At 59.0% G+C, this 12042-nt stretch carries 15 protein-coding genes, 1 tRNA gene and 1 pseudogene; 8 read left to right on the forward strand and 9 right to left on the reverse strand.

Going from position 1 to position 12042, the window contains the following annotated elements; genetic code table 11:
* The first annotated feature begins 202 nt into the window (after window positions 1-202).
* Window positions 203-577 (forward strand): flagellar export protein FliJ, encoded by a 375-nt coding sequence (locus AC2CHD_RS05870; RefSeq protein ID WP_229448609.1) that lies wholly within the window; start codon window positions 203-205, stop codon window positions 575-577.
* A gap of 269 nt (window positions 578-846) precedes the next feature.
* Here the strand turns inward: AC2CHD_RS05870 and sciP are convergent, their stop codons facing one another.
* Window positions 847-1122 carry a CtrA inhibitor SciP gene (sciP, locus tag AC2CHD_RS05875; RefSeq protein ID WP_007009631.1) on the reverse strand — a complete coding sequence of 92 codons (276 nt, stop codon included), beginning with the start codon at window positions 1120-1122 and terminating at the stop codon, window positions 847-849.
* Window positions 1123-1410: 288 nt separating this feature from the next.
* Between sciP and mnmA the strand changes: the two genes are divergently transcribed.
* Complete coding sequence (mnmA, locus tag AC2CHD_RS05880) at window positions 1411-2592, forward strand: tRNA 2-thiouridine(34) synthase MnmA (RefSeq protein WP_484552908.1); 1182 nt, start codon at window positions 1411-1413, stop codon at window positions 2590-2592.
* Between the two features lie 101 nt (window positions 2593-2693).
* On the opposite strand, the gene AC2CHD_RS05885 is transcribed toward mnmA, so the two are convergent.
* On the reverse strand, window positions 2694-3647 hold the full coding sequence (locus AC2CHD_RS05885) for a Gfo/Idh/MocA family protein (RefSeq protein WP_229448607.1): 954 nt from the start codon (window positions 3645-3647) through the stop codon (window positions 2694-2696).
* A gap of 229 nt (window positions 3648-3876) precedes the next feature.
* Here AC2CHD_RS05885 and AC2CHD_RS05890 point away from each other — a divergent pair.
* A tRNA-Met gene (locus AC2CHD_RS05890) sits at window positions 3877-3953 on the forward strand.
* Between the two features lie 193 nt (window positions 3954-4146).
* Window positions 4147-4536 (forward strand): hypothetical protein, encoded by a 390-nt coding sequence (locus AC2CHD_RS05895; RefSeq protein ID WP_229448606.1) that lies wholly within the window; start codon window positions 4147-4149, stop codon window positions 4534-4536.
* On the opposite strand, the pseudogene AC2CHD_RS05900 reads toward AC2CHD_RS05895, so the two are convergent.
* The 6 genes and pseudogenes from AC2CHD_RS05900 to AC2CHD_RS05925 form a co-directional block, all read right to left on the reverse strand.
* Window positions 4537-4647 (reverse strand): annotated as a pseudogene (locus tag AC2CHD_RS05900) (recombinase zinc ribbon domain-containing protein); the annotation flags it as partial. It abuts the gene before it with no gap.
* 331 nt (window positions 4648-4978) lie between these two features.
* The gene (locus AC2CHD_RS05905; protein ID WP_484552909.1) at window positions 4979-6538 is read right to left on the reverse strand and encodes a Fic family protein; all 1560 of its coding nucleotides are present in this window, start codon (window positions 6536-6538) and stop codon (window positions 4979-4981) included.
* An 87-nt stretch (window positions 6539-6625) separates the two neighbouring features.
* Window positions 6626-6931, reverse strand: coding sequence for a hypothetical protein (locus AC2CHD_RS05910; protein ID WP_484552910.1), 306 nt, complete (start codon window positions 6929-6931; stop codon window positions 6626-6628).
* 12 nt (window positions 6932-6943) lie between these two features.
* A complete protein-coding gene (locus tag AC2CHD_RS05915; protein WP_229448603.1) occupies window positions 6944-7141 on the reverse strand; it encodes a hypothetical protein in 198 nt (65 codons plus the stop codon).
* Between the two features lie 26 nt (window positions 7142-7167).
* Window positions 7168-7713: a toll/interleukin-1 receptor domain-containing protein gene (locus AC2CHD_RS05920; RefSeq protein WP_484552911.1), complete on the reverse strand. Its 546-nt coding sequence runs from the start codon at window positions 7711-7713 to the stop codon at window positions 7168-7170.
* Window positions 7710-7967, reverse strand: a complete 258-nt coding sequence (locus tag AC2CHD_RS05925; protein WP_484552912.1) for a DUF1883 domain-containing protein — start codon at window positions 7965-7967, stop codon at window positions 7710-7712. Before AC2CHD_RS05925 ends, AC2CHD_RS05920 begins: the two co-directional genes overlap by 4 nt.
* 1058 nt (window positions 7968-9025) lie before the next feature.
* Here AC2CHD_RS05925 and AC2CHD_RS05930 point away from each other — a divergent pair.
* The 4 genes from AC2CHD_RS05930 (at window position 9026) to AC2CHD_RS05945 (ending at window position 11244) form a co-directional block, all read left to right on the forward strand.
* Complete coding sequence (locus AC2CHD_RS05930) at window positions 9026-9334, forward strand: DUF1127 domain-containing protein (protein WP_484552913.1); 309 nt, start codon at window positions 9026-9028, stop codon at window positions 9332-9334.
* A 77-nt stretch (window positions 9335-9411) separates the two neighbouring features.
* Window positions 9412-9630, forward strand: coding sequence for a hypothetical protein (locus tag AC2CHD_RS05935; RefSeq protein ID WP_484552914.1), 219 nt, complete (start codon window positions 9412-9414; stop codon window positions 9628-9630).
* Window positions 9631-9705: 75 nt separating this feature from the next.
* Window positions 9706-9927, forward strand: a complete 222-nt coding sequence (locus AC2CHD_RS05940; protein ID WP_229448598.1) for a hypothetical protein — start codon at window positions 9706-9708, stop codon at window positions 9925-9927.
* A gap of 135 nt (window positions 9928-10062) precedes the next feature.
* Window positions 10063-11244 (forward strand): MFS transporter, encoded by a 1182-nt coding sequence (locus AC2CHD_RS05945; protein WP_484553228.1) that lies wholly within the window; start codon window positions 10063-10065, stop codon window positions 11242-11244.
* Window positions 11245-11362: 118 nt separating this feature from the next.
* On the opposite strand, the gene AC2CHD_RS05950 is transcribed toward AC2CHD_RS05945, so the two are convergent.
* Complete coding sequence (locus AC2CHD_RS05950; RefSeq protein WP_229448596.1) at window positions 11363-11887, reverse strand: PTS sugar transporter subunit IIA; 525 nt, start codon at window positions 11885-11887, stop codon at window positions 11363-11365.
* Between the last annotated feature and the right edge of the window lie 155 nt (window positions 11888-12042).

The raw sequence follows: 12042 nt of genomic DNA on the forward strand, positions 1-12042 counted from the left end.
GCTTTCTCACGCACAATCTTTACCGTGCCTTAAGCCATCGTCCTTATGATTAACAATGCCCGTAAACGAATGGTTACCGAAGGGGCCAAATCTTAGGAATTTGTTTCCTAAGTGCGCTTACCCTGCGAGGACTGACCCGGCGTAAACGGGACGGACAGCCGCCGAGGGGCGCTGGTGTGTGCGTATTGTGGGAGTATCGAGTATGAAGCCGCGTGAAAACCTCGTTCGACTGAAGCAGTTTCAGGTTAATGAGAAGCGCCGCCGCATGGCACAGCTGGATTCAATGATCGCCGAATTCGACCGCATGGCTGCGGAGCTGGATGCGCAGATCATTTCGGAAGAAACGAAGGCCGGTATCACCGATCTCAACCATTTCGCCTACCCAACCTTTGCCAAGGCCGCGCGCCTGCGCCGCGACAACCTGCGCACCTCGCAAGCAGAGCTTGTCGAACAGCGTAAGTCCGCCGAGGCGGAACTGTCCGAAGCGGAAGCAGAACTTGCCAAGGCCGAAGCTCTGGAGAACCGTGACGGGCGTGGCCGTCAGGACGCAGCAGCATCCCGCGCGATGACTGGCTGATTACCGCCCGCCCACACGACCACATTTGAGCGCTGAACCGGTTTCAACGGCGGGGATTTCCCTGCCGTTTTGCGTTGTTCCTTTGCCCGAGGAAAAGAGCCAGATTTTCAAGCATTTCTCAAAAATACCCCCGATCCGGGTAACCGTATAGGACCGACCTGTGCACTGAGCCCTTAAAGAAAGGGGCCGGCGCAGAACACCGGCCCCTTTCGGGTTTGAACGGCAGTCGACGCAATTTCCAGTTTTCGTGGAAATGCGCCGAAACCTGATCAATGTCGATATTGCTGGATACGTGTTGTCCGCAGCCCCGCCAGGCCATGATCATCGATAGAAGCCTGCCACGAGAGGAACTCCTCCACCGTCAGACGATATCGCTGACAGGCTTCCTCGAGGCTCAAAAGCCCACCGCGCACTGCGGCCACCACTTCCGCCTTGCGACGGATTACCCACCTGCGCGTATTGCTCGGCGGCAGATCCGCAATTGTCAGCGGGCTGCCATCCGGGCCGATCACATATTTTACGCGCGGTCGAACCATTTCGGTCATAGTACTCTCTACCTGAACTCAAGACCCGATACACAAGCTACTGCGCCGGCTTTAAAATTTGCCTAAACACATGGTAAGCATACGGTAACGGACATGAATCCCGCGTTAGGGATTTGTCGCCGTTTTGTTTCAAATTGCGTCGACCCGCGCGGCAAACCTCCGGGAAACCAGGGCTTGGCTCCTGATGGCTCTCGTTAACCTTCGGGCTGGAAGCACGCAGATCCTTGACCTATATTCGCCGCATTGGCATGTAATCGGCCACGATCAAACACAAAGAAGATCAAGCAAATGAACAGCCTCGACCTGCCCGGACGCCCGCAGGACTGCCGAATCGTGGTGGCCATGTCGGGCGGCGTGGACTCCTCCGTCGTCGCCGGCATCCTCGCCAAACAGGGCTATGACGTCGTCGGGGTCACGCTGCAGCTTTATGATCATGGCGAGGCGACACACCGTCCGGGCTCCTGTTGTGCCGGTCAGGACATCGATGACGCACGCCGTGTCGCAGAGACGCTGGGCATCCCCCACTATGTGCTGAATTACGAGCAGCGCTTTCGCGAAGCCGTGATCGACCCCTTCGCTCAAAGCTACGTTGCCGGCGAAACGCCGATCCCCTGCGTTTCATGCAATCAGACCGTGAAATTCGCCGATCTTCTGGAGACCGCACGTGATCTCGGCGCCGATGCACTCGCCACCGGCCACTATATCCGCAGCCGCGCCAATGGCGCCCACCGGGCCCTTACACGGCCGGTGGATGCAGATCGCGACCAGAGCTATTTCCTCTTCGCCACCACGCAGGAGCAGATCGACTATCTGCGTTTCCCGCTGGGCGGCCTGTCCAAGCCGGAGGTGCGTGCCATTGCGGAGGAGATGGGCCTGAGCGTTGCCACCAAGCAGGACAGCCAGGACATCTGTTTCGTACCGCGCGGCAAGTATTCCGACATCATCAGCAAGCTGAAGCCGGAAGCCGCAACGCCGGGTGAGATCGTGCATCTGGACGGGCGCAAGCTCGGCGGCCACGACGGCGTCATGCATTACACGATCGGCCAGCGGCGCGGTATCGGCGTCGCCACGGGAGAACCGCTCTACGTGGTGCATCTGGATGCCGAGAATGCGCGTGTCATTGTCGGCCCGCGAGAGGCGCTGGAAACGCACAAGGTGTTCCTGCGCCAGGTGAACTGGCTGGGCGATGGGCCGCTTGACGAATTGCCCGCAGATGGGATGGAGGTCTTTGCCAAGGTTCGCTCGACCCGCCCACCACGCCCTGCCGTGCTGCATCACGCAGACGGCAAGACCTGGGTTGAACTGACCGAGGGCGAGGCAGGCGTCGCTCCCGGGCAGGCCTGCGTGCTTTACTCCGATGACGGTAATGAGGCCCGCGTCTTTGGCGGTGGCTTCATTGAGCGTTCAGAAAGAGGGCGGGAAGCCGAAGCACAGCTCACACGCCTGGCAGCAGCCTCCCACAGCGCATAAGGTTCTCTTCGCCTGCGTTCGCGGTTGGTGGCCTGCAAGGAGCGGGCAATCTTGCTACAATGGGCAGTGGCTGGAAAAATTACACTGGCTGACGAGACGCGTCAGCCATGCGTTACAGAACCGGCCGTCAGGATGCGCAGAACCTCGATGGCCTCTTCGCCCGTCGTGCGCGGCTCGCTCCTTGTTTCGATGCAGTCGAGAAAATGCTGCAGCTCACGCGTCAGCGGCATCCCTTCTTCCACATCCACATAGGTTGGCTCGTTGGTGGTGAACGCCCAGTGGCCGCTATCCTGCCAGACCGCATGGCGATAGACGGCGAGCTTGCGCCCCCATGGCTCCACGTCGTCAAAAACCGCCATCGCCTTGTCGCCGACAACTGTCAGGCGACGCTCACGATAGGGGTTAAGCCGAGAGGTGAAGAGGTGGCTGCGCAGGCCGCCGGGGAAACGCATGTGCAAATGCGCGAAATCGCTCAGATGGTCGAGCAGCGCCGCTCCCTCGCCGCGCACTTCTTCGGGAGCTGCTCCCGTCAACGCCAGGATCATCGAGAGATCGTGTGGGGCAAGATCCCACAGAGCGTCGTTCTCGGTGTGAAACTTGCCAAGCCCCAGCCGGTGCGAATGAATATAGCGGATGTCACCGAGATCGCCCTGATCGATGAGCGACTTCAGCTTCTCGAAAGCCGGATGGAAGCGCAGCACATGGCCGACCATGATAATGCGCCCTGTTTCATGCGCCACGGAGACCGAGCGCTCGGCATCCTCGACAGTCAGCGCGATGGGTTTTTCAACCAGAACATCCTTGCCCGAACGCATGGCACGAATGGCATATTCGGCGTGAAACTGCGGCGGCAGCGCCAGCACGATCGCATCGATCTCGGCATGCTCGAAGAGTGCGTCGGGTGAGATGGCAACGCATTCATGTTCGCTGGCAAAGCCTTCGGCCCGTGCCTCATTGGCATCGGACACGGCCGCCAGCACTCCCAGAGATTTAAGCGTGCGAATGTGGTTCGAGCCCCAGTAGCCACATCCGAGTACGGCAATACGCGGTTTCATAAAATCCTTCGCCCAAGATTTTGGCGCAGGAAACACATACAGATGCGGCCCTCGCGACTCAACCCTGCCCGTGAAATCCCGCCAATTTCTTCAGCGAAATCGTTAGCCTCGACAAATTCCCCCAAGAAACGGTGAACCCCGCTTGACACGACAGACACCGCCCCCTTATATCCGCGCGTCTTCGTGAGGCACCGGACCGGTTTTGAAACAGGTTCCCCGGCCTCCAGGCGGCGGAGTAGCTCAGTCGGTTAGAGCAGAGGAATCATAATCCTTGTGTCGGGGGTTCGAATCCCTCCTCCGCTACCATCAATCCCCACACCCGTTTGACGCCATTGGGGTAGGCACGTTCGCCAAGGATCGAGTTGAGCCGTCCTGCAATCTCGATCTCGACCGCTCCGGGTTCTGAAGGATCGCGGTAGACGGTCACCGTTTCGACCAGTTCCCGTATTGCTTCCGCACATTCCCGGTCGCCTGACCGGATGCCTTCCGCCAGTGCGTGTTGAAGGACTTCGAGCTGCTCCTCATAGCGCTTCAGGATGGCGGGATGCAGCGAAACGACCTCGAAGGCAGGTGGAGCTTTCTCCAACTCTGCAAGAACCGCCTCGCGCTCATGGTAGAGTTCAGTCGAGCGGGGACCGATCACATACGGATCGCCAATACCTTTGGCGAGATGATCGACCAAACGGTCGATCTCGCGCTTGAGTTGCTCGGCGCGGCGCTCAAGCCGAATTCGATTAGCATCGGCCTCTGCGGACAGTCGCTTGCGTTCCTCGTGATAGGTCTTCACGTATTCGGCGAGTACCCTGGGGCTCTTCATCTCGGCATGCAGGCCAGACAGAACGGCGGTCTCCACGGTCTCGAGATAGAAGGTTTTCGGGTCGGGACATGACCCGCTTTCCGTCGCGGCCGAGCACCTGATCCGGATACGGCCTGATTTGTCCTTGCCGTTGGTCGACATGCCTGATCCGCACGCACCGCACCGAAGCAGCCCCGAAAGCATATGACGCGGTCGGCGATGATGGTGTGGATAGTCAAGGCTGCGCTCGCGTTTGCGCGCGTGCGCCTGCTCGAACAGTTCGCGGCTGACAATAGCGAGTTCGGGCACGTCGGCTGACTGCCACTCTTCTTTCGGATTGGGGCGAGACACACGGCGGCCGGCCTTCGATGTGGTGCTCAGGTTCATTCCGACTTGAGGCCCCGAGAGGGATTCGAACTCCGCGCTGACGCCTGCCTGCATCTTTCGCCGAGGCACCCGTCCGCCACGCCACGTCGTGGCCGATCTCTGTCGGCTCGAACCGAAGTGCGATCCCGAACAATACGATGGCTGAAGCTTAGGGTTCTGTGCTGTAGCTGTTGTCAAAATCTTGGAAGGCATCCGCGACAATTGCCTCAATCTGCTGAACTTCGTCGTCGCGCAGCTTCTCAAATTCGCCGGTGCGGCGGCGTTTGCTGAGGGAGCCGCCGTTCTGGCGGATGTGCATGATGAGGTCCTGCGCCATACGGTCCGGCATTTCGACCAGATTCATGATGGCGGTCAGCGCCTGATCGCGGCACTTGAGGTAGTCGATCTCGCGCGGCAGATCGATTTCGACTGTCCGCTGCACGCAGCTATAGAGGAACTCGGCCTCCTCGGTACACTCGAAATAGCGATAGAGGTCCGCCGTTTCGTTGGTGACCTCGACATTGTGATTGGGCAGCGCGCGCCAGTCGATGAACTCCATTAAGGGGCCAGAGTGCCGCTTCAGGGTCGAGGCGTAGTCGTCGATACGATGCAGCATGACCGCAGAAACAGGAAACACCATGCCGGGCGGGGTGTATTTGCGCTCGGCGAGCACGTGGTGGATGAGACAGCGGTGCAGGCGCCCGTTGCCGTCGGCCAGCGGATGCACGTATACAAACCCGAACGCGATTGCCGCGGCCTGCAGGACCGGATCGACGTCTGAGATCCGCAGTCTGTTGTTGCATTCATTGAGGCTGGTCATGATGTCGGAAACATCCTGAGGGCGAGCTCCGATGAATTCGGGCAACGGATCATGGTTGTGGTCCCGCTCGCCCAGAAACACGCCCTCGCTGCGATATCCAATCTCGGTGAACCGGTCGTCGCCGATCAGGATGCGGTGCAGGCGATAGATTTCGGTCTGATTGAGTGGACGCTTGCCGGCCTCCAGAACCGCGCGTCCCCAGCGCTCGAGCCGATTGGCAGGTGCGCGCTCCCCTTCGATCTCGAAGCTCGCGCGGCTGTCGGCCAGCAGGAGCAAGCTCGCGGCCCGGGAGACGACATGAGCACCTGTCCGCCCTATCGTCTCCTGGGCCTTCCTGGAAAGGTGGAGGGCCAGAAATGCTTCCAGCTTTTCGGTGCGCCTGATGATCGGACAGAACGCGCCCGTGCCAAGCAGATTGTTGCGCACACGATGGCGCAGGGACAGTGACGCTGGACCGGTGAAATATGTTTCCGGATCAAGTGCGTCGACGGCGGTAACTGTGGGGGCGTCGTCGATATCGAGGCGCTTGCCCGTCAGGGTTTCGTAAAAAAACCATACGCGGCGTGTGACCGCGCCGGTCGGTGTCCGCTGGATGAAGTCTATGAGGTCCTGTTCTGGCAGTGCATCGAGGATGCGTTTGAGAACCAGAAAATCGATCGGCTCATGGCGTAGGGCAAAGCCGAGATGCCCATCAAGGGTATCGTCCGGCTGATACCGCTTGTCATAGATCTCCCAGATGCCCTCCCCCCGACGATTGCCGCGCACGTGCCGTTCGGAGATGCAGGAAGGGCTTCGCACCGGTGCTTTCACGTCGAGCGCGTGAACGAGGGCCGCCCACCCTGCGAGCCGGGCGCCCTCTGGAACGGGTTCGTTCTGAAAATGGGCAGGATTCCCGATATCCAGCTTCATGTCGGCTTTCCCTCATGGCTGTCGAAAAGCGATCATACATCGCCCGTCGATCGAAAGAGCCTTACAGTCCGAACGATTGAAAAACAATCACCAATGTCGAAAATCGTTCACAGCTAGATATAAGTGTCGATAAGTAAGCGAAGCATGCCCGCCGGCCACTGACCAGAAAGGAGCCAAAATGCCGTCACAAGAGCTCTCGCGCGAGGAACTGTTCGCGCTGGTTTGGGGAAAGCCGACGCAAGAGGTGGCGAAGGAACTTGGCGTCTCGGATGGCCGGTACTTGTACTGATAGCGATAATAATACTGATCCTGACGCCAGACCGTTCCGTTGGCGAGCTTGACAATGGTATCGCCGCTCCAGCCCGTCCAGGCTCCTGCAATGCGTGTCTGCATTCCCCTGTTCTCCTAGTCGATCCGGCGGACGCGAATGCCGCGGCTCATGCCCTCGACATGCATGACATTGCCGGACAGGGTCACGGAGGGGCGGTACCCGTAGTGATACTCATAGTGATATTCCTCCTGGCGCCATACCGAACCGTCGGTCAGCCGGACGATGGTGTCGCCGTCCCAACCTGTCCATTCATCTTCAATCTGCTTTCTCATTTGGGTCTCTCCTGGGGCGTCCGGGGTCACGCTGCATTCGGCAGGCGCACGACGTCGGCAATTTCCGCGGCAATCTCTTCGACGGTGTGAGTGGCGGTACTGCGCGCCAGTCGATCCGCGAGCGAAGCCGAGTAGCCAATCACCTCGCGTTTGGAGACGTTGTGCCAGATCGGCAGCAGGACCTGTTCGCCCGACACGGCGCGGGTTACCAGTCCATCGAGCTCGTATTCGGGCCAGCCCTTGCCAAAGAACGCCTGCGACAGCACGACCACGCCAAAGCGGCTGCTTCCCAGACCGCGGTCGATCTTGCGGCGAAGGCTGTCGCCGATCCGCAATTCGAATTCGTCGTACCAGACCGACAATCCTGCTTCGCGCAGTGCATTCGCCAGCGGTCGCACGACTTCATCCTTGTCCTCCGATGCGTGGGAGATGAAAACATCGAAAACCCGGCCATCGGGGGCCTCGGTCGTGGGCGCGAGTTCGTCCTCGGCATTGCGAACGAGTGTGGGGACGCTACGCAGCGGTGCCTCGTTGATTGCAGGAAGAGGCTTGAGCGCATCACCTCGGATCACCTGAACACCAGACCGCACCGAACCACACAACCCCTGATGTCGACGGCAACATGCCAGGTGCCGGAATGCGGCACCGGCAGGCGCACGGGGGAACGTTTGGCAAGTCCTCCGACGTAACGATGGCGGCGGCCCGCCTTGTAGTTGCTGAAATTTGAGCCATCCATGAGGCGAACGTTGGCCGCGCTGCCGCTGAGCGTCACCACGACGACACTGCCCCGTTCGACGTGCCCCAGATTGTAATGGGTAAAATTCATCGAGCTCACCCGTGAACCACCGGTCCTTCAGATGGAGGCTGGCACGTTGGGGTGTCAAAACCTGACATGCTTTTCGTTTGGCGGACGCCAAGCGATTGGCAGTTTCAGATAAGACCGAGGACCCCATCGGCGGCTAGAGTTGATCGACCGCTTTTTCGCTATGACGGGACGGTCTGGAAGCTCCAGTGCTGTCAGTATAGCTAGGCCGCCAATGTCCGAGAGAACAATCGGAGCCTGTAGCGTATTTCCGGCAGGTGTGGGGATTGACGGTAGCGGTCCAAAGACTCGATATCCATAACACTACATCTCGTGTGTTGGAACACGCCAGAGCGGCATCATACTCCTCAAGCGACCGCGACATATCCCGAAGCGGCACGTCAGTAAGCCGAGTTCGAGTGGCAGTGGCCTCCGCGATGGTCGCTCGCGCTCTGGTGATGGGTCGTCACCTATTCGGCGAGCACTTTGGAGAGTTCTTCATTTCAGCGCACATTCCAGCCAGGATCGCGGTTTCCACGGTTCGAGATAAAAGGCATTAATGTCGGGACACGTCCGCTTTCCATTGCCTCCGAGCATCTGATCCGGATACATCCCGATTTGTCCTTGTGACAAGTCCAATCCATCAGCGCTTCATCTCAGACACCCAGAAAGCATGTGGCGCAGCCGTCTGTGACAGTGCGGGAAGTCAAGGCAGCGTCCGCGATTACGCGTTTGAACCTGCTCGAACTGTTCACGATTGACTCAAGCTACCATAGCTCGCGCCAGAAGGTCGCAGCGCACCTTGCGCACTTGATTAGGTGCGCCGACAAACCCAAATACGGAGCATGACCAAGTTCAGTCTCCATATGAGGTTCCTGCTCACTGCAGGAAACAATCTGAACCGCCGGTGACCCCGGGCGGGACAAGGCGTTTGCCTGTCTGCGCTGCGGGGTACTCCTGATCTCCACACCGATACTCTGAGTCACGAATGCGCCGAAGGGCCCGATTCCGCTCATATGCGGACGGCTCGAAAGTAGGACGCAAACGTGTCGGTTCAACCTCCTCAATCTGGAGAACGCGTCATGCACACTGAAATTATCAATCCCGACATTTCCTTGTCTCCCGAGACCCACAAGTTCGGCCAGTCAAATAGAGACAGAATACCTGCCAGGTTGCGCAGATTGGCTCGAAATGTCGTTCGAAACTGGCAACGCCGCAGGATGATCGCGGCTCTGCGGGCCATGGACGACAATTTGCTCGATGATATTGGGATTTCGCGAAACGACATTCCGCGCGTCGTCAACGGCTTCGACGATCGCGAATTGCGAATGTGGCCGGTCTCACCAGAGGTCGAGCGCCAGAGCGCGTCGGGCAATCCTCTGGCTTCGTGATCTGGCGAAAAGCGCGAGTACAATTCGTGGAGAGATCAGCAAACCGCCGCCACGACAAATATGGAAGGATCGATGACATGATGATGCGTAGTGAACACTTCGGCAAACTGTTTCCGAAGACGTTCGAACCTGCAGCCAGCATTGGCTATGCAGGTGAGCCCAGCTCTGAATGCCTGGCGCGCTGGGAGGATGACGGGGGGCGGGCTGCACCGCCGCATCTGGATCACTATGCTGAAGGGGTGATGCGGGAGAGTTCGACCGGTATTAGGCTGCGGGTGGTAAAACCTGCTGCCTAGATATGATGATACAGTCGCTCACAGCGCGACAGTAGAATTTTTCTCACCATTGCTCTGCACAAGGGGCTGGCAAGTATGAATGCGAAGCAAACCCGCTTGGTGTGCCTGCGCAAGGCTCTTGCCAGTTCCCCCAATCTGCATGGATTCGCGACGCCGAGCCAAGCGACTCAAACCACGCTGGCTGGATGCGGATCGACCATCGCCAAAGCTGATTTGCGTTCATTGAGGAAAATATTTGAAAAGCGGTTTCGGGCGAGGCTCTTCTTCCGCCAACTGCCTGAACAAGCTCGTTTCTGATACTGGTGGTGGGCGACAACCTGTCCGTCAATCATGCGGGCACAGGAGGAGAGCATTTTCAAACGATGCCTCGGAACCTCGTAGAATCGCTGGCTCCCGTGAAGTCCCTCCTGGGAGGCACCATCCTCGTCATGGCTGGTAACAGCTTGCTTGGCGTGGTTTTACCCACTACGGATGGAGGCTGCAGACTACCCGGTGGCTCTGACAGGCGTCGTGATGGCGTCTTATTATCTGGGCCTGGTGCTCGGCGGCTATCGCGCGAAACGGGTCATCATGCGAATCGGACATATCCGAGCCTTCTCGGCATTCGCCGCATTGACCGCCGCAATCTGCCTTGCCTACGGTTTCTTCCCGACGCCTATCGTCTGGATCATTCTGCGGGTGATCAACGGTTTTTGCATCGCGGGCATGACCACTGCAATTGAGAGCTGGCTCAATGAGCGCAGCAACAATGAGACCAGGGGGCGCGTCCTCGGCTTCTACATGTTGGTATTCTACTTGGCCGTCGCAACGGGTCAGACACTGATCAGCTTAGCCCCGGACGACTCCAGCGGCCATCTGATGCTGGCCTCGGTACTGACCGGGCTGGCCCTTGTTCCCATCGCCATGACACGCCTTGGAGAGCCGAATTTGGGTGAGTTGCGCGTGCTCGGCGTACGAAGACTGCATGAGGTATCACGGATCGGTCTGGCGGGAGCCGGCGTCGCAGGCATCCTCGTCGGTTCCTTCTATGCGCTGAGCGTGGTCTTCGCTCGCCAGATTGGCTTGAGCGCTTCTGAAGCGGCTCTGTTCATGAGCACCGTCGTGCTGGGAGGGCTGGGACTTCAGGTTCCCGTGGGCATGCTGGCGGAAAAGTTTGACCGGCGCATCGTCATGTCCTGCATATTGATTGCAGTCGGCGCGTCATGGGGGCTACTGTCGGGCGCGCTTGCCGTCGAACTTCCGCGCGCCGTTCTGATCGTCATGGCTTTGGCATTCGGAGGTGCGATCAGCAGCGTTTATCCGCTTTGCGTCGCTCAGGCCTTCGATCGATTGGAACGCAAATATTATGTCGCGGCATCCGGGCGCCTTTTGATGGTCTACTCCATCGGCGCAACGATCGGCCCGCTTGTCGCTGCCGCGCTCATGTCGCTTTACGGACCGGCATCGTTCTTTTTATTCGAATCCACGGTAGCCGTGATATACGCCCTGTTCCTCTTGCTCAGCATGAAAGCCGACGGGCGTCTGCCTGCAGAAGAAGAGCGGGAGAAATTCGTTCCTCTTCCCGATACTTCCTCAGCTGCCCTGGGGCTCGATCCGCGCACGGAACCGGGTTGAATCCTGTACACCGGTCGCGACACTTCCGGTGCAATAGGAAAGATGGCGTTTTTCGCGGCAACCGTCCCGAGCCCCAGTGCGCAACTGTCGCGCCTGCGCTCAAAGACATCGATCCAGCTCAACCCAAAGCGTGCATTTTGCAACGCATCGCCCCACCCATTGTCATCATGTCTCGAGCGATACGAACCTCAAGGCCGCTTTCCAGTAATATCGCCCTGACCTCATTTGAGTTATCGGCACTGCGCAGTTGCGTGAGCAGTTTCTTATCCCGGGCGAGCCGCTCGAGCCTTATCAAAGCCGAGCGGAGCCACTTTATATCGGTTGTGTCGCCGAGCACTGCCGCGAGAATATCGATTCCGCGCCCATCCGGAGCACCAAAATCGATGGGTCTTTTCAATCGCCGAACCAGAATCAACGGCTCCGGAAAACCCTCCACAACAGCGTGCGGGAAAGCGATGCCGCCGCCGACCGCGGTGGTGCCCAGCCTCTCACGTGCATAAAGCGCGCTGGCGACGTCGGCCTTGCTGCTGTTAGGCAGTAGTTCTGCAGTTCGAGCAGCAACCCTCCACAGCGCCATTCTCCTGCCGTTGGAATTTGCATCGATCTCGAAATCGACCACGAAGGAAACACGAGCGGGTATCATCGCACGCCATCCATTATTCCTGGGATCCAAGATAGTCGCTCCGTCATTCCGGACGACAAACAAACTCCCCGCGCGGGAACGTCTGTACGCCCGGGGAGCGTGGGTTACCCGACCAAGGAAGCGATTTTGACTGCCTGGGCGGCCATTCACTTCCT

Source organism: Nitratireductor sp. ATLC21 (assembly GCF_057196525.1).